General features: G+C 54.2%; 21 protein-coding genes. 7 read left to right on the top strand and 14 right to left on the bottom strand.

Translation table 11 applies throughout. The features are described 5' to 3' along the window. Nucleotides 1–60: 60 nt before the first annotated feature. A complete protein-coding gene (locus tag AC1RSM_RS02465) occupies nucleotides 61–1,584 on the top strand; it encodes an MFS transporter (RefSeq protein ID WP_492929148.1) in 1,524 nt (507 codons plus the stop codon). Here AC1RSM_RS02465 and fdxA read toward each other — a convergent pair. From fdxA to AC1RSM_RS02450, 3 genes are all read right to left on the bottom strand, one after another. Next, a complete protein-coding gene (gene fdxA, locus AC1RSM_RS02460) occupies nucleotides 1,581–1,913 on the bottom strand; it encodes a ferredoxin FdxA (protein WP_492929146.1) in 333 nt (110 codons plus the stop codon). The genes AC1RSM_RS02465 and fdxA overlap by 4 nt on opposite strands. A 102-nt stretch (nucleotides 1,914–2,015) precedes the next feature. Further along, complete coding sequence (locus tag AC1RSM_RS02455; protein WP_492929143.1) at nucleotides 2,016–3,095, bottom strand: linear amide C-N hydrolase; 1,080 nt, start codon at nucleotides 3,093–3,095, stop codon at nucleotides 2,016–2,018. A gap of 436 nt (nucleotides 3,096–3,531) precedes the next feature. After that, nucleotides 3,532–3,861 carry a hypothetical protein gene (locus AC1RSM_RS02450; RefSeq protein WP_492929141.1) on the bottom strand — a complete coding sequence of 110 codons (330 nt, stop codon included), beginning with the start codon at nucleotides 3,859–3,861 and terminating at the stop codon, nucleotides 3,532–3,534. 101 nt (nucleotides 3,862–3,962) lie between these two features. On the opposite strand from AC1RSM_RS02450, the gene AC1RSM_RS02445 reads away from it, so the two are divergent. Continuing rightward, on the top strand, nucleotides 3,963–4,790 hold the full coding sequence (locus tag AC1RSM_RS02445; RefSeq protein WP_492929139.1) for a hypothetical protein: 828 nt from the start codon (nucleotides 3,963–3,965) through the stop codon (nucleotides 4,788–4,790). Nucleotides 4,791–4,829: 39 nt separating this feature from the next. Here AC1RSM_RS02445 and AC1RSM_RS02440 read toward each other — a convergent pair whose 3' ends face one another. Together AC1RSM_RS02440 and AC1RSM_RS02435 are read right to left on the bottom strand one after the other, a co-directional pair. After that, a complete protein-coding gene (locus AC1RSM_RS02440; protein WP_492929137.1) occupies nucleotides 4,830–6,905 on the bottom strand; it encodes a catalase in 2,076 nt (691 codons plus the stop codon). Between the two features lie 117 nt (nucleotides 6,906–7,022). Further along, complete coding sequence (locus tag AC1RSM_RS02435) at nucleotides 7,023–7,205, bottom strand: CsbD family protein (protein WP_492929135.1); 183 nt, start codon at nucleotides 7,203–7,205, stop codon at nucleotides 7,023–7,025. Between the two features lie 256 nt (nucleotides 7,206–7,461). On the opposite strand from AC1RSM_RS02435, the gene AC1RSM_RS02430 reads away from it, so the two are divergent. After that, nucleotides 7,462–8,595: a metallophosphoesterase gene (locus AC1RSM_RS02430; protein ID WP_492929133.1), complete on the top strand. Its 1,134-nt coding sequence runs from the start codon at nucleotides 7,462–7,464 to the stop codon at nucleotides 8,593–8,595. A 9-nt stretch (nucleotides 8,596–8,604) separates the two neighbouring features. Here AC1RSM_RS02430 and AC1RSM_RS02425 read toward each other — a convergent pair whose 3' ends face one another. Next, the gene (locus tag AC1RSM_RS02425; RefSeq protein ID WP_492929131.1) at nucleotides 8,605–9,381 is read right to left on the bottom strand and encodes a DNA alkylation repair protein; all 777 of its coding nucleotides are present in this window, start codon (nucleotides 9,379–9,381) and stop codon (nucleotides 8,605–8,607) included. Then, complete coding sequence (locus AC1RSM_RS02420; RefSeq protein WP_492929128.1) at nucleotides 9,378–9,866, bottom strand: MarR family winged helix-turn-helix transcriptional regulator; 489 nt, start codon at nucleotides 9,864–9,866, stop codon at nucleotides 9,378–9,380. The genes AC1RSM_RS02425 and AC1RSM_RS02420 overlap by 4 nt, the downstream gene beginning before the upstream one ends. Before the next feature lie 465 nt (nucleotides 9,867–10,331). On the opposite strand from AC1RSM_RS02420, the gene AC1RSM_RS02415 reads away from it, so the two are divergent. Continuing rightward, the gene (locus tag AC1RSM_RS02415; RefSeq protein ID WP_492929126.1) at nucleotides 10,332–11,621 is read left to right on the top strand and encodes a pyridoxal phosphate-dependent aminotransferase; all 1,290 of its coding nucleotides are present in this window, start codon (nucleotides 10,332–10,334) and stop codon (nucleotides 11,619–11,621) included. An 89-nt stretch (nucleotides 11,622–11,710) separates the two neighbouring features. Here AC1RSM_RS02415 and fabI read toward each other — a convergent pair whose 3' ends face one another. Together fabI and AC1RSM_RS02405 are read right to left on the bottom strand one after the other, a co-directional pair. After that, on the bottom strand, nucleotides 11,711–12,472 hold the full coding sequence (gene fabI / locus AC1RSM_RS02410; RefSeq protein WP_492929124.1) for an enoyl-ACP reductase FabI: 762 nt from the start codon (nucleotides 12,470–12,472) through the stop codon (nucleotides 11,711–11,713). Nucleotides 12,473–12,717: 245 nt separating this feature from the next. Further along, nucleotides 12,718–13,620: a LysR family transcriptional regulator gene (locus AC1RSM_RS02405; RefSeq protein WP_492929122.1), complete on the bottom strand. Its 903-nt coding sequence runs from the start codon at nucleotides 13,618–13,620 to the stop codon at nucleotides 12,718–12,720. A 231-nt stretch (nucleotides 13,621–13,851) separates the two neighbouring features. Here AC1RSM_RS02405 and AC1RSM_RS02400 point away from each other — a divergent pair, with 231 nt between their 5' ends. Together AC1RSM_RS02400 and AC1RSM_RS02395 are read left to right on the top strand one after the other, a co-directional pair. Continuing rightward, on the top strand, nucleotides 13,852–14,772 hold the full coding sequence (locus AC1RSM_RS02400; protein WP_492929120.1) for a ketopantoate reductase family protein: 921 nt from the start codon (nucleotides 13,852–13,854) through the stop codon (nucleotides 14,770–14,772). Between the two features lie 43 nt (nucleotides 14,773–14,815). Further along, nucleotides 14,816–16,117: an MFS transporter gene (locus AC1RSM_RS02395; RefSeq protein ID WP_492929118.1), complete on the top strand. Its 1,302-nt coding sequence runs from the start codon at nucleotides 14,816–14,818 to the stop codon at nucleotides 16,115–16,117. 5 nt (nucleotides 16,118–16,122) lie between these two features. On the opposite strand, the gene AC1RSM_RS02390 is transcribed toward AC1RSM_RS02395, so the two are convergent. Both AC1RSM_RS02390 and AC1RSM_RS02385 read right to left on the bottom strand, forming a co-directional pair. Continuing rightward, nucleotides 16,123–16,728, bottom strand: a complete 606-nt coding sequence (locus AC1RSM_RS02390; protein ID WP_492929116.1) for a TetR/AcrR family transcriptional regulator — start codon at nucleotides 16,726–16,728, stop codon at nucleotides 16,123–16,125. Further along, a complete protein-coding gene (locus tag AC1RSM_RS02385; RefSeq protein WP_492929115.1) occupies nucleotides 16,729–17,184 on the bottom strand; it encodes a MaoC family dehydratase in 456 nt (151 codons plus the stop codon). It abuts the gene before it with no gap. Nucleotides 17,185–17,734: 550 nt separating this feature from the next. Between AC1RSM_RS02385 and AC1RSM_RS02380 the strand changes: the two genes are divergently transcribed. Then, nucleotides 17,735–19,480, top strand: a complete 1,746-nt coding sequence (locus AC1RSM_RS02380; protein ID WP_492929113.1) for an ABC-F family ATP-binding cassette domain-containing protein — start codon at nucleotides 17,735–17,737, stop codon at nucleotides 19,478–19,480. A gap of 137 nt (nucleotides 19,481–19,617) precedes the next feature. Here the strand turns inward: AC1RSM_RS02380 and AC1RSM_RS02375 are convergent, their stop codons facing one another. From AC1RSM_RS02375 to pdxR, 3 genes are all read right to left on the bottom strand, one after another. Beyond that, nucleotides 19,618–20,121, bottom strand: a complete 504-nt coding sequence (locus tag AC1RSM_RS02375) for a GNAT family N-acetyltransferase (protein ID WP_492929111.1) — start codon at nucleotides 20,119–20,121, stop codon at nucleotides 19,618–19,620. A gap of 281 nt (nucleotides 20,122–20,402) precedes the next feature. After that, entirely contained in the window at nucleotides 20,403–20,894 is a 492-nt protein-coding gene (locus AC1RSM_RS02370; RefSeq protein WP_492929109.1) for a RidA family protein, read from the bottom strand. A gap of 157 nt (nucleotides 20,895–21,051) precedes the next feature. Further along, nucleotides 21,052–22,581, bottom strand: a complete 1,530-nt coding sequence (pdxR, locus tag AC1RSM_RS02365; protein ID WP_492929107.1) for a MocR-like pyridoxine biosynthesis transcription factor PdxR — start codon at nucleotides 22,579–22,581, stop codon at nucleotides 21,052–21,054. Between the last annotated feature and the right edge of the window lie 95 nt (nucleotides 22,582–22,676).

The following is a 22,676-nucleotide window of genomic DNA, read 5'->3' as shown; positions in this document are numbered from 1 at the left end:
CTTTGTCTGTTGATAATATTGATAGATCATAAGGGCTTTCCCCTAGCCTTCTGGTTTCCTATGTTGCACAGCTCGATTACCCATCAAGCGCCAAGTACCTCCCTGTCCCCAAGCCGTCGCTGGTTGATCCTGGCGATTGTCTCGGTCGCTTTGCTACTCATCGTCGTCGATATGACGGTGCTCTACACCGCCCTGCCCCGACTAACGCATGATCTGCACGCATCGGCCTCGGACAAGCTGTGGATTATCAATAGCTATGCGCTGGTTGTCTCCGGCCTGCTGTTGGGCATGGGAACCTTGGGCGACCGCCTGGGCCATAAACGCCTGTTCTTGAGCGGCCTGGCCATGTTCGGCGTGGCCTCGATTGCAGCGGCTTATTCGCCCAATCCCACCGCCTTGATTGCGGCCCGTGCTTTTCTGGGTGTGGCAGCGGCCATGATGATGCCCGCGACCTTGTCCTTGATTCGCATCACTTTTGATGATGAGCGCGAACGCGCTGTCGCCTTTGGCGTATGGGCCTCCATCGCGTCCGGTGGCGCAGCTTTCGGCCCGGTCGTTGGCGGCTTCCTGCTGGAGCATTTCTGGTGGGGATCGGTCTTTCTGATCAACGTCCCCATTGTGCTGATCGCCCTGCCACTGGGCTGGGTGCTGGTGCCCCGCTCCAAACCAGACACATCGCGCCCCTGGGATATCAAAGGTTCCCTGCTGATCATGGTAGGGCTGGTGGCCAGCACCTTGGCAATCAAGGAATTAGGCAAACCGCACACGAACTGGGGGCTGACCGCGGCCGCTCTGGCCATTGGCATCCTCTTTTTGACCTGGTTTGTACGTCAACAGAACCGTAGCCGCTTTCCATTGCTGGACTTTGCCTTGTTCCGCGACGCCACTCTCAGTACCGCTGTGCTATCTGCACTGACCGCTTCGGCCGCACTGATTGGTATGGAGCTGGTATTTAGCCAGCGCCTGCAGCTGGTGCTGGGTTTCTCTCCCCTGGAAGCCGGTCTGGCCATTATTCCTTTGCCTCTGGCGGCCTTCCTAGCCGGCCCCTTGGCCGGACGCCTCTTGAGTGTGATCGGCAGCAAAAGCATGCTGATTGGCTCTTTAACTCTGGCGGGTGTGGGGATGGGGGCCTATCTCTTATGGCATCAAAGTGCGCAGATCTTGCAGATCATGGGTCTGGTCATGCTGGGCTTGGGCATAGGTGCGGCCATGACGGCGGCCTCCAGCACCATTATGCAAAGCGTGCCTTCTTCGCGGGCAGGCATGGCGGCCTCGGTTGAGGAGATGTCCTACGAATTGGGGGGCGCATTAGGCGTCACCATTATGGGCAGCCTGCTGTCTTTCGTGTACAGCGCCAGCCTGGTACTGCCTGTAGATATGGGTACAAGCAGCTTGGCTTATGACAGCCTGGATCAGGCTTTGCTGATGGCTGAAACCATGCCACAGACGCTGGCTGAAAACCTGAGCGAAGCGGCCCGCCTGTCCTTCGACAAGGGATATATTGCCGTATTGGCCTGTTGTACGGCGCTGCTTTTCTTGGCGGCACTGGCTGTCTGGTACTACCAGAGACCCAAAGCCCACTAATCCTGCTTTAACAAAGCCAACTTGCCAGTCTGAGTCGCCCAGTACTCATGATCTGGCAAGGGCGCTTTTTGCTTGCTGATCCGCGTCCAGCCCGGGCTTTCACTCAAGGTCCGATTCAGTTCTACATACACGTGCTGCTCGGGCGTTAGATCCTGGTCGCTGACAATCGCCCCCACGGGACACTCAGCCACACAAATAGAACAATCAATACACTCGTCCGGATGGATAACCAGGAAATTAGGGCCTTCAAAGAAACAGTCCATCGGACACACGGTCACGCAATCGGTGTACTTGCATTGAATGCAGGCTTCCGTCACTACATAGGTCATGAAACAGGTACTTCAATAGATAAAGACGGGGCATAGCATAACAGCTGAACAAGTAAGACCTATGTTTGCTGTTAGCTATGCCCCATCACTCTGGTTCTGAGCTTAAATCGTAGGTGGAGTTGCGGGCATGAAGGAGAACGGTTTAGAGGGCTTGAACTGTCCCAAAACTTCACCCATATAAACGGTGCTTTGCTCAGGCCCCAGATCCAACTTCATGACTTTCCCCGTTTCAGCAGAAAAATCGACCTTAGTCATATCAACCCAAAAAGCGCCCGGCGACAAGACAGAGTCAAAGTAATACACACTCCGTTGATGGTCGAAAACCGTGCGCCAGCGAGTTGAAGAGTTGTTAGGTTGATCAGCCATCACCAGACCGTAAGGCGTGGAAGCATTACGAATCACGCTCAAAACACTCGCTACAGCCTTGTCATTGCTCAAATCACGGGGAACCGTGTCAATGTAAAAAGACGCGCGGGCAAACCGATCTGCTGCTCGGCTAGTACCTGGCAGCATATTTTTCCCGCCTACGTCCCGCCAATAATCCCTGATGGACAACTGCTGATTAAATGTGGGGGAGTTGGTCATCACCTGATAGTCGCGGCTATGGTGGATATGCTGCTTGCCATCAATGTACTCAATAATGGCGCTATCGCCGGAGGAGTCAGACATTGACAAATGCAGCTTTGCCAAACGCTCTTCTTTTTCGTTGGGCACGACGCCGGTCAACACGACAAACGGATTTTTCTCCAGCGCTTCAACAGCTTCAGCGACTGTTGCAAAGTTGTCCAGAACGTATTGCCCCCACAGAGACAAACTCAATGTCTTGTCACCTTTTTGCGGTGTGGGATATTCCGATTCCACTAACCAGAGCAAATTAACATTCAAACCTTTTTCATTGGCTCCGTCTGTAGAAGAAATATCAAAACCTGAGGCAATCACGCTTCCATATTTAGAGGTCCATTCAATAGAAGCAGGTCCAGCTTCGCCATTACGTTTTTCACCGCGCGGAAAAATCCAGAGGTTAGTTCTAACGTCTTGCTTCCAATCCATGGAACGACCAGTAATCACTTGACCGTTATCGCCCAGGAAAACAGCTCGGGTACACGCCTGAGAAGCCAAGGGCACCAAGGCCAGCCCTACCGCACACGCCAGCAAAGTACGACGACATTTTTGTAGCAACATCTTCCTCTCCAGAGACGGCTCGCCGCCCAATTAATCAACAAAAAAACTGACTGCCTTAGCAGCCATTACATTGGACACGGGTGTAACAAAAACAGGATTAAGACAGGACGTCAAGCCAAGTGACAAATTGTGGCGGTGACCCTACATATTCAAGGACAGAAATACCTTGCTTTGATAATAAAAACATTCGCTAACACATCATCGACCGCAATACTGTTTTTCTTAAAAAAACACTTTCATTCGTTTTACTGCTCCCCTGCAATCCAATTAGGAACCATGTAATCCACCTATTAGCTGCAGTACTAACGCAGAGAAACGAATACTCTTTCTAAAAAGAGCTGAGCGGCAACCGCTCTGGATACTCACTTCAAATACAGGCTTAATATCAGCCCATAAAAAAAGGCCCAGGAAGGGCCCTTTTCACAAGCGAATGACTCTAGAACTCCAGACATTCAAAAAAATCTGGCAAGCGCGCATAGGACTCCATCAACTGCTCAGTCAGATACGCCCGATCACGAGTTTCCAGAGCCAGCAGGTTTTCCCGATAATCTTCATCGGCCAAGCCTACCGCGATACGTCCCGCACTGACCTGAGCACCGGCCAGCAGCTCGGACAACTTGGGATCTGGCAGGGACTCCAAAGAGGTTCTCAACGCCAGTTCCTCCTCAGTAAAACCCACTTGTCCATCACGATCAGCTTGTAACGCAGCTTGCACTCGGGGCAACAAATTATCAATATCTTGCTTGCTAAGGTAAAACACATGCATGACACGTTCTCCATAAGTGGGTGATCGTCCTGTCCAGCATAACGAAATAAACAAGATTGGCGCTAGTGCGCCAGCATTCATGACAAACGGGGGAGGATTCCATGATTGGGGGGCATCAATTCATTTATAGCCGCTGGCTGCTGCTTGGACTCTTGCCACTGGCGGGCCTATCCCAAGCTCAAGTCACGGCACCTGCGGCAGCACCCGCCTTTGAGGCCAGTACAAACAAGAGCACCGCCAGTTCGCCCTCTTATACCGTACTCGTCACCCCCTACGCCTGGATCACCGGCCTGTCGGGCGAGTCCTCACCCTTCAAGCGCGGCCCAACACTGGATATCGAAAAGTCCTTTTCTGATGTTTGGCATGATCTGCGCGCTGCCGCTTTCATCAACACCTGGGCGCGCCGCGACAATTATGTTCTCAATAGCGATCTGCTCTACGTCAACACACGGGAAAGTGAAGTTGTTGGCGGCCTGCCCTTAGTGGGCGCCGCTGAGGGAACTGTAGACACCCGCATGTTCATGGCGTCCCTGCAAGGCGGCTATCGCCTCTATGACTCTGAGCAAGCCAGCCTGGATGCGCTGGCCGGTTTCTCTTTCTGGGACATTCGCACACAGGCTCATCTTTCTACGGCAGGCAGAACCAAACATCATCAAGAAACGTTTAATTGGGTAGATCCCTTGATCGGGCTGCGAGCGTTTTATCGCCTGAGCCCCGAGCTGTCTACCCACGCTCAAGTCCACTTGGGGGGCTTTGATGCAGGCTCTCGAATGAGCTACCAAGCCATGCTGACCCTAAGCTATGACGTGTCGAACAATTTCTCGCTGACGGCCGGCTACAAAATGTTGAATGTGAACTATCGGCGCTCCGGCCATGTCTTTGATACACGCATGTCCGGCCCCGTGCTGGGCTTGACCTGGCGCTATTAAAAAACGGGGGCAGCAAGCATCACCGCCCCCAGTTTTTTATCAAGCTTTACCGTCTACCTGATGACGACGTTCCCAGAAACGGGAGGCCACTTTATTGATCAAGTCTTCGCCTTTTTTAATCACGAAGACGCCTTTATCAGCCGACGCCCCTGCCCGATCCAGCAAGGGCTTGGCCTCGCCATCATGGCCGATGGCCTTCAAATGACCGTACGCGTCCGACACGAAATCAACAGCGGCTTTATTCGTACACAGCTTCAGAGCCTGCTCCTGCGTCATCAATAAAGCGACCGCATCAAAAAGAACCGAGGGAGCCCCGTCCACCTTCTCGTCAGCTGGCTGATGACTGCCATCCGACAAGGTGACGCCGCCCACCCGAGGCGCAATGATCTTGACCGAGACCCCGGACTCCTTGGCACTGGCCAGCAGCATATCCAGCAAGTCCTTATCGGCACCATCAGTGAGGAAAACTCCCAGCATGCGACCTGCTATCGGGGCTTTCTGTCCCAGAATAGACAGGGCCTTGGAAGGAGGCATATCAAGGGGTTGGCGTGCTGGCGTAGCCGCAGGCGGCAAATCCAGCCCCAAACCTTTAGCAGCTTGTTTGGCCAAATCCTCGTCAATCACGCGCAGATGCGACAGGACTCGCACGCGCACATGATTTAGCTGCACCTTGGACAATTCAAAGACCACGCCAGCAATCAGATGCTCCTGCTCTACCTCTGACTGCGAACGATAAAACAGTCTGGCCTGACTATAGTGATCGGCGAACAGCTCGGCCCGAACGCGCAACTTGCTGCCGTCCTCTACCGAACTTGGGTAAGTACGAAAGCCCTCGGGCTGCGCACGCGGGCCGGGAGCCTCGCCCACTTCATGCAAGCTATTAGGCTCGTAGTTTGCCCGTCCCTTGGGCACTTGAGTCTGCATCATGCCGTCGCGCTGGAAATTACTGAACGGACATTTGGGCGCGTTAATAGGAATTTGATGGAAGTTGACCGTACCCAAGCGAGACTTCTGTGTATCCAGATAGGAAAACAAACGTCCTTGCAGCAAAGGATCATCCGAGAAATCAATGCCGGGAATGATGTTGGAGGGCAAGAACGCAACCTGCTCTGTCTCGGCAAAGAAGTTGTCGGGATAGCGGTCCAGCACCATGCGCCCCACGATCTTCACGGGAATGCTTTCTTCTGGAATCAGCTTGGTCGCATCCAGCACATCGTATTCCTGCTGATCTGCCCATTCCTGGTCAAAGATCTGCACGCCCAGTTCCCACTCTGGGAAGGCCCCGTTTTGAATGGACTCGTACAAGTCCCGGCGCAAATAATCCGAGTCTGCCCCAGAAATCTTGATAGCCTCATCCCATAAGGTTGATTGCAAGCCTTGCTTGGGCTTCCAGTGAAATTTCACAAACTGGGATTTGCCCTGGGCATTCACAAAGCGGAACGTGTGTACGCCAAAGCCTTGCATCATGCGAAAGGATCGGGGCAAGGCCCGGTCGGACATCAGCCACATCACGGTATGCAGTGTCTCCGGCATCAGAGACACGAAATCCCAAAATGTGTCATGGGCGGAGGCGGCCTGCGGAAAACCGCGATCTGCTTCCGGCTTGACGGCATGAACCAGATCCGGAAACTTAATGGCATCCTGGATAAAAAAAACGGGCATATTATTGCCCACCAGATCCCAGTTACCTTGCGGTGTGTAGAACTTGACGGCAAAGCCACGCACATCCCGTGGTGTGTCTTTGGAACCTTTGGAACCGGCCACGGTGGAGAAACGGCAAAACACGGGCACCCGCTCGCCTTTTTTCTGAAACACACAGGCCTGGGTCAGTTCTGGAATGGGCTGCGTACATTCGAAGTAGCCATGTGCCCCGGTACCGCGCGCATGAACAATGCGCTCCGGGATACGCTCGTGGTCAAAATGAAAGATTTTCTCGCGTAGAACAAAGTCTTCCAGCAAGGTGGGGCCACGGGCGCCCAGTCGCAGGGAATTCTGATTATCCGAGACCGGCACTCCATGATTCGTGGTCAGGGCGATATCACCAGACTGATGCAGTTCACCTCCCTGGCCATGCGAATCTTGTGTGGATGTGGCCGTGGATTTTTTCTTCACCATATATCCTCCAAAACGAATCAAACCTACGAAGACCCCAGTAAAGGGGTTGATTCATCAAGCGATACGCGGCAGCGCTACGGTCTGCTGCCACGAAACGCCTAGCTTGTGCGGACCAGACTAACGTTTAAGAGCCTGGCGCACGGCATCTTTGGACTTAGCTACCCGGCGCTCCAAGGCGCCCACTGTTTTGTCGGCTTTGCCACCCAGTTCCAGGGCTTTATCCCCGGTGACCTTGCCAACTGTCTCCTTGATCTTGCCTTTGACTTCACGGACGCCACCTTTGACTCGATCTTTATCCATAGGTCTGGCTCCTTGAAAATGCAGGCAGCCGTGAGGACTGCCCGCGTTCATAAAAAACCAGCCTAGGACGTTTGACTGTTACAGGTGCGAGGCGATCTCTCGAAACGTAAACAAGCATGTCCTTGTCAGTTGAAATAGTGGCCCAAACGGCTGTGCAGCAATCGCTAACATGCAGTACTTGCCGTCGCTCTATACTGAGCAACTTACTGATTCACTGCCTAATAATGTGGATCTTGTTTCTTTTTGGAATTATTTTGTGTTTCAAGTCGCTGCTCTTGCTTTCGCCCTATATGTCGCTTGGCGACTGATCAAACCCCTGTCGCTCAAACCTTGGCTTAAATGGCTGCTTAGTGCCCTGGCTATTGCTGCCAGTTTGCACCACTATACAGTGGCCCTTTTTTGGGGGACACGAGCCTCACCGGAAATTCCGGGTGAAATCATCATGGTTTTGGGCTGGGCCTTTGGTGCTCTGCTGCTGGCGGCCTGCTTCACGCTGATCACCGATCTGGCTGGTTTGCTGCTGCGCGTGCTGTACAAGCCCGCCGGACTCATTATGCTGCGCTCCCCCACCTTGCGGGGAGTATTGGGCATTGCCGCAGTCTGCCTGTCGGCGCTAGGAGTGTGGCAGGCCGTGAAAGTACCTGCCGTAAAATCCATCGAAGTGCAGGTTAAAGGACTGCCCGCCAGCATGGACGGTTTCAAGTTGGTGCAGCTAACCGATTTGCATGCCAGCCGCTTGCTGCAAGGCCCGTGGATACAGGCCATCGTTGATAAGACTCAGGCCTTGAACCCCGACTTGATCGCCATTACCGGAGACTTGGTGGACGGAACGGTTGCGGCCCGCCGCGATGACGTCGCCCCCTTGCAAAAACTGTCTGCTCCGCAAGGCGTGTATGTGATTGCAGGCAATCACGAGTACTACACCCAGTATCAGCCGTGGATAGACCACTTTAAAATCCTGGGCCTACGCATGCTCTTGAACGAGCACAGCATTATTGGGCAAGGAGAAGCAGCCTTTGCTCTGGCCGGTATCACTGACAAGTCTGCTGCAGTGCATGGGCAGCCCACGCCCGATGTCGCCGCCGCTGTTGCCGGAGTACCTGCCGGCATGCCCATTATTATGCTGGCCCACCGCCCGGATACCGCCAAGGAAAGTGCTGCGGCGGGTGCTTCCCTGCAGTTGTCCGGACACACACATGGCGGCCATATTGTAGGTATGCACAAGATCGTGCAAATGGCGAATGATGGCTATGTAGGAGGCCTGTATCAGGTGAGCGATATGCAGCTGTATGTCAGCTACGGTGCCGGGCTGTGGGCCGGCTTCCCGCTGCGTTTGGGCCGCGCGTCAGAAATCACCCTGATTACCTTACGCGCCCCCTCTGCCCCATAAAAGAGATTGTCAGGACAGGCTGCGCAGCGCTCGACGACACAAGCGCTGCACAGCCGCATTGCCTGGTGCTTGACGCTGCCATTGCGCACACAATTCCCGCACCCACTGCGCCTGGTCCTTGGCTGCATCGTTCAGATAATTAGCGACGGAGTCTTGCACATAGACGCTGCTGTCTTCGCGCAAGGCCTCCAAAATAGGCAACATACGCTCCGGCTCTTTTTTCAACATGGCGATGTGCGCGCACCAGACTCCCCGAGGGCGCAAAGCCTCGCACGCGAAGCGTCGCACATATTCCGAGTCAGATTGCGTCCAGGCGTATAAAGCGGCAATCGCCTCATCCAACTGAGCCACCAGATGAGGACGCACAGCCATCCAGGCCCATTCACGCACCCCAAAATGCGGATCATCTGCCAAGGGGCGTATGGCCTCTAAGCGCTGGGCCACCGTCAAGGACTCACGGGCACCGACCATAAAGCAGGCCCAGCCACGGACCACATCAGCAGGATGACTCTGGCAACGCTTCCATGCCTCTTCACCGTAGGTTTCCAGCAGCCATTCCCCTATTCCTTTCATACGCTTGAGAATACCTAGCTGGGATAAAGCCTGGATCTGCTGCGCACCTTGCTCATCCAGCTCCGGAAACACTGCAGCCACCAATACCTCCTGGTCTATCGCCAGGGATTCAGACAAGGTAGCGCTGGCTAATTCTCCCTTGGACAGGGCCAAGAGAATATCGGGCGGAATATCCGCCACTTTGGCGTAACCCTTGCGATTGACTGTACTCATGATGCCTGCTCCCCCTGAGCTGCTTTGCTTAACAAGGCACTAAGTTGCGCACACTCGGCCTGAGATAAATGCTGGAATAAGCCGCCAATCCATTGCGCATGAGTCGACACCAAGGATTGCGCCAATGCCACCCCTTGCGGGCTGAGCTTGACCATGACCGAACGTCTGTCCGTCTGGGCCGCAAAGCGCTCCGCCAGGCCGGCTTTGAGCAAACCATCAACCAGGGTCGTGACCGTTGCCCGCGTCACGCCAGCGCGTTCAGCCAAGACATGAGAGGGCATTCCTTCTGGCGCTTTTTCCAGTAAGAACAAGAGCACAAAACGTGCTTCGCTCAAGCCATGCGGGGCCAACAAGGCTGCACAATCCCGATCAATGCGGGCAGACAGAGACAAGAGCTGAAAACACAAGGACATGCCTTGGATATTGGCCTCGCCCTGCTCCTGGGCATGGGAGAGCAAGGCCTGATATTTGGCTTCTAAATTCATAACTTGACATCAAATGATTTGATATCGAATCATAATAATGAAAATGCTCAAAGACAAGCACCAACAACAGGACTACAAACCAGCAAGTAGATTCGTAGAGCGGCCCTTAAAACCTGGATGACCGGGCTTGCCCCCCTGAACAGCACGCTTCACCTGCAATGTTCAAGAAACTCCGCAGCGCGCTTGTATGCGAAAGCAGAATTTTTCCCACTACAGAGTGTCGCCAAAATTCGACAATGCCAAATTTTCATCTTGATGCCACTAAGCCGGGGGCGAGCATGCGGTAAGGTATATGGCTGGCCGGACTATTCAAGCAATAATTGGCAAATAGCCCCGCAAAGGCCAAACCGTTGAGGCGGAAAAGGCGACAATAGAACGCAGTCAATAGGCATCGGGATAAAGCGCTGGCGTCACACCAGACACCGAGATCATCAGCAGCACAAATGGAATCCGATTAATAGCATCATGAATAGCATCAAGAAATCGAGCAAACTGGCGAATGTTTTATACGATATTCGTGGCCCCATCATGGACCGGGCCAAACAGATGGAAGACGAGGGGCAACAACTAATCAAGCTGAACATCGGCAATCTGGCGGTGTTCGGTTTCGACGCCCCGGAAGAAATCCAGCTCGACATGATCCGCAACCTGCCCAATTCTTCTGGCTATTCGGACAGCAAAGGTATCTTTGCCGCGCGTAAAGCCGTCATGCATTACACCCAGGAACAAGGCATTAAAGGGGTGACGCTGGAAGATGTTTACCTGGGCAATGGCGCATCGGAATTGATTGCCATGGCTACCAATGCCTTGCTGGACGATGGCGACGAGCTGCTCTTGCCTATGCCGGACTATCCGCTGTGGACTGCCGTTACCAGCCTGTCTGGCGGCACCCCCGTGCATTATCTGTGCGATGAGTCCAATGGCTGGATTCCTGATCTGGACGATATCCGCTCCAAGATCACGCCACGCACCAAGGGTCTGGTTGTCATCAATCCCAATAACCCCACGGGCGTGCTCTACCCGGATTCGGTCCTGCAAGAACTGGTGGACATTGCCCGCGAGCACAACCTGGTCTTGTTGGCCGACGAGGTCTACGACAAAGTTCTGTTTGACGACATGAAGCACACAGCCATGGGCAGCTTGTCTACCGATGTGCTGACCCTGACCTTTAACTCCCTGTCCAAGAGCTACCGTGCCTGCGGCTACCGTGCTGGCTGGCTGGTAATTTCTGGCGACAAGAACGCGGGTGCTGACTACATAGAAGGCCTGAGCATGCTGGCCAATATGAAGCTGTGCGCCAACGTGCCCGGTCAATGGGCCATCCAGACAGCATTGGGCGGCTACCAAAGCATCAATGATTTGGTGTGCGAAGGTGGCCGTCTGCGCCGCCAGCGTGACTTGGCCTATGAACTGATCACCGCCATTCCGGGTGTCAGCTGCGTCATGCCCCACGCCGCCCTGTACATGTTCCCGCGTCTGGACCCCGAGGTGTACCCCATCAAGGATGACCGTCAGTTCTTCCTGCAATTGCTGGAGGCCACCCGCGTCATGTTGGTTCAAGGTACGGGCTTTAACTGGCCCCATCCCGACCACTTCCGCATGGTCTTCCTGCCACACGAAACAGATCTGCGTGAAGCCATCAGCCGCATGGCTAAATTCTTGAAGGATTACCGTATCAAGCACGGGACTGAACGCCCAGAGTTTGCCGATGCGCTTATTCCAGCTCCTGTTGAGAAGAATCCGGAAGCCATCTAAATTGCTTGCGGAACAATAGATATAAAAAGCCAGGGACAATTCATCCCTGGCTTTTTTATTGCCCCATTGCAGAAAGCATCCCAGCAGATCTAAGCCAGAATGTGATAACCGCAGTCCACATACAAGGTTTCCCCGGTCAATGCGCGGGCGCCATCACTGGCCAAAAAAGCGCATAAGGGGCCCACATCATCGATGCTCAGTTTGCGTTGCAAGGGAGAGCGATGATGGCTGTCTTGCACCAAAGCACCAAAATCTGCCAAACCGGAGGCTGCACGCGTTTCCAATGGGCCCGCCGAAATAGCATTGACCGTGATCCCCGAAGGCCCCAGCTCGGCCGCCAAATAACGCACGCAGGCCTCCAACGCAGCTTTAACCGGCCCCATCAAACCGTAATTAGGAACGACACGTTCGCTGCCCAGATAGCTCATGGTCATCAGGCTGCCTCCCTGGGTCATCAAAGGCTCTGCCAACTTGGCCAAACGCACAAAGGAATGGCAGGACACATCCATGGCCTGTAAAAAACCGTCCCGTGAACTGTCCACTACTCGCCCACGCAAGTCTTGCTGAGGAGCCCAGGCAATGGAGTGCACCAGAAAGTCCAGTTTGCCCCAGCGCTGCTGAACGGTTTCAAACAAAGCCTGAACCTGAGCCTCGTCCGAGACATCCAGAGGCTGCTGTATATCGGCCTCCAGCTGTGCCAGCAAAGGCTCTACATGAGGACGCGATTTCGTGGAATGCCAGGTTCCCCCAAGCACAGCGCCCGACTCTCTCAAGGCTCGTGCGCAGGCCCATGCAATGCTGCGATTATTGCCAATACCCAGGACCAAGCCCTTCTTACCCTGCAAGCTCATGTTCATCATCTCGTTCTTTGATTGATTGCATGCCGTCTTGCCACAACCAGACTGTGCTAAAGCTAATCCTGGCTGACGAAGACACAAAAAAAGACCTTTCGGTCGCTTTTGATTGTAGCCCAGCTAAAAGTTAGCCGGACTCCATGGCAAACAATCAAGAAATAGACAAAGCACGCATAAACGTAGGATTAAGAGGAATGCACTCGTTTCAAACGCTGAGCTATTAAAAAGAATGAAATCAGCATTCAATCTTTGGCATTTTTTTTATTGATCAGGTTTTGAATTTCATCCAGAAATTTAAGTGCCGGCCCAGGCAAACGACCAAAACGGCGGTAATAGGTAGAAAAACGCCGCTCTTGATTCAGGCCTTCCACCACAATCTCCTGCACCATGCCAGCCTGTAGCTCGGCCAAATACATGGGCCGCCCCAACCAGCTGACAAACCCGGATTGAGTCACCAGACTTTTCAGCAAGGGAATAGACAAACTGGAAACCGTAACGGTGGGTGCGGGCAGGCCCTTATCCAGAAACAAACCCATCAAGCGCGTGTGGGGTTCGGTGTTTTTCGGAACAAAGCACCAGCGCTCCTCCAGTAAGTCCTCCATGCTGACTTTAGGCTTGGCCAAGAGAGGATGCTGTGCCCCGACCACCACCCGCATGGTTTCGCTCCACTTTTCATGACCGGCAACGGTACGCTCGGTTTCTATCGTTTCTGGAGCAATCAACAAATCCAGGTGATAGTTCTCCAGCTTTTCAACCAAGCCATTCCATATCCCTTCAGTGACTTCGATCTCTATGCCGGGCCAACGATCCAGATACGCGGCAATCGCCGTGGGCGCAAAAATGGCTGATGTACCCGCTGTGACACCAATGCGCAAAACCCCTGTTGCCAGTCCCCGCAAGCGATTCATCTCTTTACGGGCAATCTGCTCTTCCTGACTGAGTGTTTGTGCATGAGGAGTCAGCGCTGTGCCAAAGGCAGTCAAGCGCATGCCGCCGGAGTGCCGCTCGAACAAGGGCTCCCCCACCGCCTCTTCCAGGCGTTTGATGATGCGGCTTAAAGCGGGCTGGGTCAGGTTCATTTTGTCGGCAGCGCGACCCAGTGAGCCAGTCTCGACCACGGCCAAAAAAGCACGTAATTCGTTCAAGTTGTAGACCATACCGAAATGTAATGACTTCAACCTTAAATAGCAATATTCAGGAATACCCTTCAAACCTAAACTATAAAAAAAGATGAAAGACAGGGAGACCACAACATCATGCTTAAAACAGCTGCCAGCCTGGCTTTAAACAAACGCATCGGGTCCTGTCCTTTCTAGCGGATGGCTTGCCACGGCAAGCCATAACCCTTCAATTTCAAAGCAATGAGCAAGCCAACTATGAAAATCTGTATTGGTGGTGGCGGAGCTATGGGCAGCCTGTTTGCATGGCAGCTCTGGCGCTCCGGTGCCCAGGTCCATATTTACGATCCCTGGGTCGATCATGTGCAGGCCATTCAAGACCACGGGCTGCGGGTGGATTACGCCCAAGGACAGGAAATTGCCCCTATCCATGCCAGCACGGATGCCCACGATATCGGCCCCTGCGATGTGCTGATGATTTTTGGCAAATTCCACCAGACCGAGTCCCTGATCCACGCCTGCCAGCCGATTGTGCAGGCGGACACACTGATCCTGACCCTACAAAACGGCTTGGGCAATATCGACATCCTGAGAAAGGCCAACCCCGACAAACGTCTGGCGTTCGGTTTGACCACCTTGACCAGCGAACTGCATGGACCGGGGCATATCGAGTCCAGCTACAGCGGCACAGGTGAAACCTTTTTCTGGCCTTTGGACGGCCAAATTACAGAGAAAGAACGCCAGTTAAGCGCTCTGCTAAGCAGCCCTATCGGCACCATGACTCTGGATGCACAGATTGAGCTGCGTATCTGGAAAAAACTGGTGATCAATTGCTGCCTGAATACCGTCTGTGCGCTGGCCAATACCAACGTCGCTGGCGTCACTGCCACGCAAGGTGTCTGGCAACTGTTTGAAAACATCATCAGTGAAATTGTCACGCTGGCGGCCATCAAGCAGATCCCGCTCAGTCGCGATATGGCCTTGTCCTACTTGAGCCAGGTCTGCGAAGACGCGGCCGACCACTTTCCGTCCATGGTCATGGATATACGGCGTGGCAAGCGTACCGAGATCGACTGTTTAAACGGCGCGATTGTGCAGCAGCTGAAAAGCCGTGGCATGAGCGCCCCCTGCAATGAGACCGTGACCTCATTAATCAATGTCTTAGAGGCCCGGGCTTAATAGACCCGAAAACAACCATAACAAGCACTATCTGGAGGAAATAATGGCTGGAACTACCTATACGGGCGCCGCCTGGCCCATGCCCAAACGCGTGACCTTACGAGTTGTCTTTCTCTGTTTTCTGGCCATCTTGTTTGAGGGCTATGACGTAGGCGTGATGGGTGCCATCTTGCCTGCCCTGGCGGCTGATAAAGCCTGGAACCTCACACCCATTGAACTTGGCGCGTTGGGCAGTTACGCCTTGCTGGGCATGTTTTTTGGTGCACTGGCAATCGGCACGCTCAGCGACATGATGGGCCGTAAAAAAATGCTGATCCTGTGTGTGGCAGGCTTTTCCCTGTCCATGGCGGGGGCTGCCTGGGCACCAACGCCCTGGGCATTTGGCATTGCCCGCTTTTTGGGTGGATTGGCGCTGGGTGGAGTCATACCGGTGGCTGCTGCTTACACCATTGAGTTCTCCCCGCCGCATCGCCGCAGTCTGAACTATGGCCTGATGTACTCAGGCTATTCGCTGGGAATTTTGTGCTCTGCCCTGGTCGCCATGTGGCTGCTGCCCAAATTTGGCTGGCGTGAAGTGGTGGCCGTAGGCGCCCTGCCCATTATCTCCATCCCGTTTCTGATCAAGTTCCTGCCTGAGTCCCTGGACTACCTGCAGACTAAAGGCCGCCAACAAGATGCGTTGGCACTGGCGCGGCAACTGGGCTTGAAGTCTCTGCCTGCGGCTGCCTCAACAGAGCCTGCACAAGCGAACTGGCGCAGCGTCTTGCGTGCCATTTTTGGACCGGGCTATTTGCGTGCCACGGTGTGCTTCTGGATGGCCTTGTTTTTTGGAATGATGCTGGTATACGGTTTAAATACTTGGTTACCGCAGATCATGCGCCAGAACGGTTTTGACCTGGGTTCCAGCCTAATGTTTCTGGTGGTGTTCAGCCTGGCGTCGGCACTGGGTGGCATATTTCTGGGCAGCTTGGCTGACCGCAGCGGGCCGCGTCGCATTGTGTTCCTGTTCTACCTGCTGGGTGGTCTGGCCATTCTGGGCTTGATGCTGGGTAACTCCCTGCTGGTGAACTACATTCTGGTGGCTCTGGCAGGCATAGGCAGCATTTCCACATCCCTGATTCTGACGGGTTACTTGACCAACTATTACAGCCCACATGCCCGCGGTACCGCGACTGGCTGGGCCATGAGCTTTGCGCGTCTGGGCGCGGTATGCGGCCCCTTGGTGGGCGGCTATATCGGTAATCTGGGACTGGCCGTCAGCTGGAACTTTATTGTGTTCTCCATCGCCGGATTGGGAGCGGCCTTGATGGTGGCAGCCATCCCCGCGCGTCCTGCCGGAGAGTAAATCAGCTAGTTTTTAAAAGCGGCAGATTCAGGCACACCCTCGGGCAAACTTGCCAGGACTGCCGCTTGCAGTTCACGCACAAAGTCGGTGTCCCCCATCGACCTGCTCAGCATGCCAGCCCCTAGCATGGCGGCAAATAAAAGCAGAATCTGCTCTTCAGATTGCCCCGCGGTGGTCTGTGCAGCCACCGCACGAAACTGCTCAAACAGCTTTTGCACCCCTTCGCTGTAAATAGCCGTCGCCTGCGCGTCCGGCGGCAAGCCACTAGTCAGCGAAGAAAAAGCCAGTATCGGGCAGCCTTGTGTCTGGGGCCTCTGTTTGAAGTAGCGCTGCATCATAAGCTGCAAGCCTTGGGCCGCGTCCTCTTCATAACGCTTGAGCATGCGCCCCCAGGATTCAGAGGACTGCGTGAAGGCAAATTGGGAAGCCTCATCAATCAAGGCCTCCTTGGAGGCAAACTGCTTGTAAAAAGCACCGGCGGTCAGACCGGCCTCCTGCATGATGTCGCCGATAGACACGCCTTCTACGCCATGTTTGCGAAATAATCGGCAAGCCGTTTCCAGCACACGCTCACGGTTGCGTTCAGCCTGCTCACGCGAGACGCGCCCCATTCAAGCCTCCGGACGACGAAAAGCGATGAGCTTGGCAGTCAGACGTTGGCACAGCTCACCATCCTGATTTAGGGTGAGCGACTCTACCGTCACGATTCCTCTGTCTGCACGGGAGCGCGAAGGCTGAATATCCAAAATGGTGCTGACGACATGCAAGACATCATTAGGGCGTGTGGGGCGTGGCCAGTCCATCTGACCACCCGCCCCGATAATCCCCTGACTGAACTCCAAGCTACCCACCAAGAGCTTCATGGTGATGGCTGCGGTATGCCAGCCACTGGCAGCCAAACCCTGAAAAAACGTATCCTTGGCCGCTTCAGCATCCAGGTGAAACACCTGCGGGTCAAACTGGCGGGCAAAGCTGATGATCTGTTCTTCATCCATCGCATGTTCCCCACTGCGAAACTTCATGCCAATGGCAAGATCATCAAGATAAACAGATGTCTGAGTGCTCATCCCTGCGCTCTCCAAAAAGTGACTACGTGCCGGTCGTGGCTGGCTAAAAATAGAATATGAACTGCAGCTATCCTCACACAGAGCAGTTTTAAAATCAATAATAGATTACGATCACCTTCTATTTTTTCTTGATGAGATGCTTCATCTATCGAGCACTAGCAAGGAGAATGCGATGGAAAACCAACACCTGGTTTTGTGATCCCGCTTCAGTGATTACAATTGCCCCTTGCCGTATTGCCGGGCGAGCAGGCTTTTGCAACCTTCCAGACGCTAGCTGGGTCTTGCCCATGCGGCTTGACCCAAAAGCAGTCTCAGGCACACCCGGCCCGATTAACCTTTAACTTAAGAGGAGGACCCCACGCTATGTGCAAATTCATTTATGCACTCTTTTTTGGTATAGAAAACAGCTCAAGTTTCGATTTCGCAGCGCGATAATCTGGACTTGAGCGAAGCCAAGCCTTACTGATTACTTCACTCAGGCCTCAAGAATTATCGTCAGCTTCTATATGACGAGGATGCGCTCTGCGCGCACCGAAAACTTGAGCATCTCATGAGTACATTACTGTCAGTCCACTCCCTTTCTTACGAAACCCTTTCCGGCCCTTTATTTAAAAACATTTCCCTCACAATCAAGGCCGGGGATCGAGTTGGACTTATAGGCCACAACGGATGTGGCAAAAGCACATTGATCAGCCTGCTTTGCGGTGAACTGACACCCAAAGAAGGCAGTATCTCTTTATCAAACCAATGCATTCTGGCCCGTGTTGAACAATACCTGCCAGCGCATCTGCACGCCTTGAGCTTATTGAATGCCGTGCTTGCCGTCTTACCGGCGGACCAGCAAAGCAGCGATGCCTGGCGAGCCGAAACCTTGCTGACGGAGATGGGCTTTGTAGAGCAAGACTGGAGCACTTTGGTCGGTGCCTTGAGCGGGGGGCAATATACCCGTCTGCTATTGGCACGGGCGCTAATCGTGCAACCGGACTTGCTCTTGCTGGATGAGCCCAGCAATCACCTGGACCTGCCTTCTTTACTTTGGCTGGAGAGCTTTCTGGCAAGCTGGCGCGGCTCGTTCGTACTGGTGTCCCACGACCAGCGTTTACTGGATCGTGTCAGCAACAGCACTGTCATCCTGCGCGATCATGCCTTGTCCTTTTTCTCGCTGCCTTGCTCGGCCGCGCGCGAAGCATTGCAAAACCAGGACGAGGCAGATTACCGCCGTCGTCAGGGAGAGCAAAAGGAAATTGATCGCATCGAGCAAAGTGCGAAACGCCTGGCAATTTGGGGACAGGTCTACGACAACGAAGCGTTTTCGCGCAAGGCTCAAAGCATGGAGAAGCGCCTCTCCAAGTTGCGAGATCGCCAAACCGATCTGACAGAGGGAACCCCCTGGACATTGCAATTGCATGGCCTGGAAATGAAAGCAGATCGGCTGCTGGATATCGAAGATCTGGCCGTCAGCCCCGATGTGGATCTGCCTGCCCTCTTTCGTGCCTCCGGCTTGCAAGTGCGAAGTGGCGATCGTATCGGACTGGTGGGCAGAAACGGTTGCGGGAAATCCTCCCTGCTACGCCAGCTTTGGCGCAACTGGACCGCAGGCCAGGAAAGCGAAGCGCTAAAGTTTCATCCGCAATGCAGCGTCGGTTATTACGACCAGGATCAACTGCAGCTGGATGGCTCCAAGACCTTGCTCTCTGCCTTGGGGGACTTTTCCCCTGCCCCCGATGAGATCAAGAAACGGGCCTTGATCAGCGCTGGATTCCCCTATCTGCGGCACACGCAGCAGGTAGATCAGCTCAGCGGTGGCGAGCGAGCCCGGCTAATGTTTATTGCGCTGTCTCTGGCTAAGTACCACCTGCTATTTCTGGACGAGCCGACCAACCATCTGGACCTGGAAGGCAAGGAAGAACTGGCCGAGGAACTATGCCAATTCGACGGGGGATTTATCCTGGTGACCCATGATCGGGAGCTGCTGGAACAAAGCTGCAACCGCTTCTGGTTCATCCAGGACGGCGTTCTTGTCGAGATGCAGGATTTACCGCAGTTATATGCAGCGCTATCTCAGACCCAGCCTCAAAGGCAAGGCGCTTCTAGCCCTGGTAAAGACAGCACCCCCTCCAGCCAAACAGCAGAGCCAGAACCTAGTTCTGAAGACGCCTTGCTGCAAGAGCTAATTGAACTGGAGGGCCGCTTGGCAGATGATCTGGCCCGCAAACCCAAGCACCAGAAAATCGCCTTGCAAGAGCTTTGGCAAAAGGAAATCCAATCCATACGCCAAGCTCTGGACTTGTCTTAAAGAAGTGTGCTTCCGGCCCGGGTGCCAAGTGAGCTTGCGATCACATAGCACCCAGCGTGGGAATACGCATTTGCTTGAAATCCGCCCCCTTGCTGCATCGTTTTTCCGCAGCCAGGGGGCGGAGCTATTACGCTGGCCTAAGCCCTGATATGCAAAGTCATCCCTTGCACCATCAAGGGTGAATCATCACGTAAGGGCTCAACTTCCCCGCTTGCTTGAAAGCCATAATTTTCATACAGCGTGATGGCAGCCACGTTGGTCTTGGTAACTCCCAAACGAACTTGACTGGCTCCGTGCTGCTCTGCCCACTTCACTGCGTCATCCAACAAGAGGTAGCCAGCACGCAATCCCCGCCACTGGGGAGCCACCCACATCTGGTAGATATCTGCTGTTTGAGCATCCGTGCTGGATAAGACGCACCAGATCAAGCCGCAAGGCACGCCGTCTTTTTCAGCGAACAAAACATAGTTGGTATCCGAATTAGCGGCGGCTTTCATCCGCTCTATCCAGAACTCGTCAGCACGCGCGGCCTCCGCCTCGTAAGTACTGCCAAACGCATCGGGGGACTCTTGCAAAGCACCCAAACGCAAGGCCTTATAACTAAGCCATTCCTGCGCTTGAACGGGACGGACAGCAATCACAGAGCATCCTTTAATCATTAACGGTGATCTTGCAACTTTACAGAGAACTCAGCGATTTCGCAGAGAGTCTTGGCTGCTAGTCATCACTGCCGTTTCCGCACAGGGATGACAGGCCAACCGCTAAGCCTCGACAGCGTTAGAAGGCACACAAAACCTGACTGAGAGCATGGCGATGCTTGGTCCCGGCATCCATTTTCAGACCAACTCGCTGTCCTTAAAAAAAAACAGCCCACACAGTGGGCTGCTTCGTACTGACTACGCGATAAACGGCTGGCGCAAACTCAGGGCCGTACAGCCGTCACTTCCAGTTCAACCAACCAGCCTGGATTGACCAAGGCGTCTACCACCATGGCCGATCGGACGGGCAAATTAGGCTGTGCTTTGGTGCCAAAGAACTTTGAGTACCCTGCCATAAAGCCATCAAAGTCCACTTTTTCCTTATCAGGGGCCACCAGGAAAGCCTGCATCTTGATGATGTCCCCAACCGACATACCCATGCCTTCCAGTTGACGCTGAATCTGCTCCATGATGGACACGGTTTGTTGCTCCATCGTGCCGTAGGCAGCAGCGCTACTGGCATCTGCGGACTTATCCTGCACAGCAGGAACCGTACCACTCAGGTAAACCGTGGTTTTTCCAGCTGGGACCTCAACCGCCGTCAGAATCGGAAAATCCGAGCCGGGGATGGGGTGACGCACCACGTCCTGTGCCAACACCGGGGCGGCAAGACTGCTCATCACTGCGATAGAAGCAAGCGTCTTTACGACATTCATAGGTTTCTCCTGATAGAAGGTTAAAAAACCGAGACTTCATTAAGGACTAGGTCTTCCCATCTGTCTATTTAATTTCAGAAACTGACTGTACTTGCCAATAGTCATGTTTTGATTCAAAAAAATGCCAGTGAAACGCACGCGGATTACGCGCCCTGCCCTACTGCTTTCTGGACTTTTTAGTGCCGGTACGGCGCTTCACATCTTTGGAGAACTCAGAAATAATGCGCGCCAGCTTTTGTGCCGCCTCGCCCATTTGCTCCTTGGTAAAGGCGCTGAGGCCCAACAGTATCCCTGGTGGTCCCATACCCTCGTGGTACATGGGCGACACCGGCCGCACAGCTACGCCCTCACGCATGGCCTGGGTACACACAGCCACATCATCAATATGAGAAGCCAGCCACAGAACCGAGTGCATGCCTTGGTCACTGGCTTGCAACCAAGCCAAGTCAGCCGGCAAGACTTCACGAACAATATCAAACAGATTGCTGCGGCATTGCGTATAAACGCTGCGTACACGCCGGATATGACGCTCCAGATGCCCTTCGGAAATAAAAGCTCCCAACACATACTGGTCAGCACTGGGAGGATGACGATCCAGCAGAATACGTGCCCCACAAAACGCTTTGACCAATTGGGGCGGCACAATCGCATATCCCAGCCGCAGAGAGGGAAAAAGAACCTTGCTGAACGTGCCCAGGTAAATAACGCGCTCCGGGTCCAACCCCTGCATGGAAGGAAAGGGGTGTCCTGAATAACGTAACTGGCTGTCGTAATCATCCTCAACAATCCAGGCCGACTGGGCACGAGCCCAAGCCAGCAGCGCCGTACGCCGCGCCATACTCATGGGCATCCCCAAAGGATATTGATGCGAGGGGGTGACGAACGCCACCCTGGCATCCGCCCGCAAGCGTATGCCCGCCTCTACATCCAGCCCTTCCTCATCCACCGGCACCCGAACCATACGTCCTGGCTCCCCCACCGCATCCAAAATAGCCGTAATTCCTGAATAGGCGGGGTTCTCTACCCAGGCAAAGTCTTTAGTGCCTAGCAGTACCAGACAAGACAGAAACAATCCTTGCTGAGTACCGGTCGTCACAATGACTTGCTCCGGCTCGCAGCGCACCGATCGGGACCGGCGTACATATTCAGCGATGGCCTGCCGTAAGGACAATTCACCCTGTGGATCGCCATAGCCAGCCGGAGCCCCCGTGCCATGCGCCCGCAGGCGATTACCTAATTGCCGCCACACAGGACTGGGTGCCGCCGCCCCGACAGGCACAGAAACAGCAAAGGGGACTTGGGGCAAGGGCTCAAACTGCAAGGCAACCGAATGAAAGCGCTGGGCCGATTCCGGCAGAGGCTGAGGGCTTTCTGTCAGTCCTGCTGAACGCCGCCTGGTAGTCCGCGTAGGACCGGCTAATGAATGCGCCACATAGGTCCCTACCCCCGGAGAGGACTCCAAAAAGCCTTCAGCAATCAACTGCTCGAACGCTTCCACAACAGTGCCACGGGCAATACCCAAGGAGCTGGCCAAGGCACGTGTCGAAGGCAAGGATTCGCTGGGTTTCAGGGCAGCGCTTTTAATCGCATCGCGCAGTTTTTGAGCGAGCTGACGCCCCAATGCACCGGCGCTGCGGTCAAGCTCTCCCAGAGCAGGGATTTGTGGTGTGTTTGCGGTCCTGGACATGTGTTGTGGTCCATAAAAATAGCGCCAAACTGGTACAGAAGGCTGAGCCAGAATAGACCAATAATAGCCTTGTTAGGTGCTTTGTCTGCTGACAG

It is taken from the genome of Alcaligenes sp. GW821-FHT11D07 (assembly GCF_058808495.1).
Note: the sequence above shows the minus strand (reverse complement) of the source record. Positions and strands in the feature narration are given on the sequence as shown.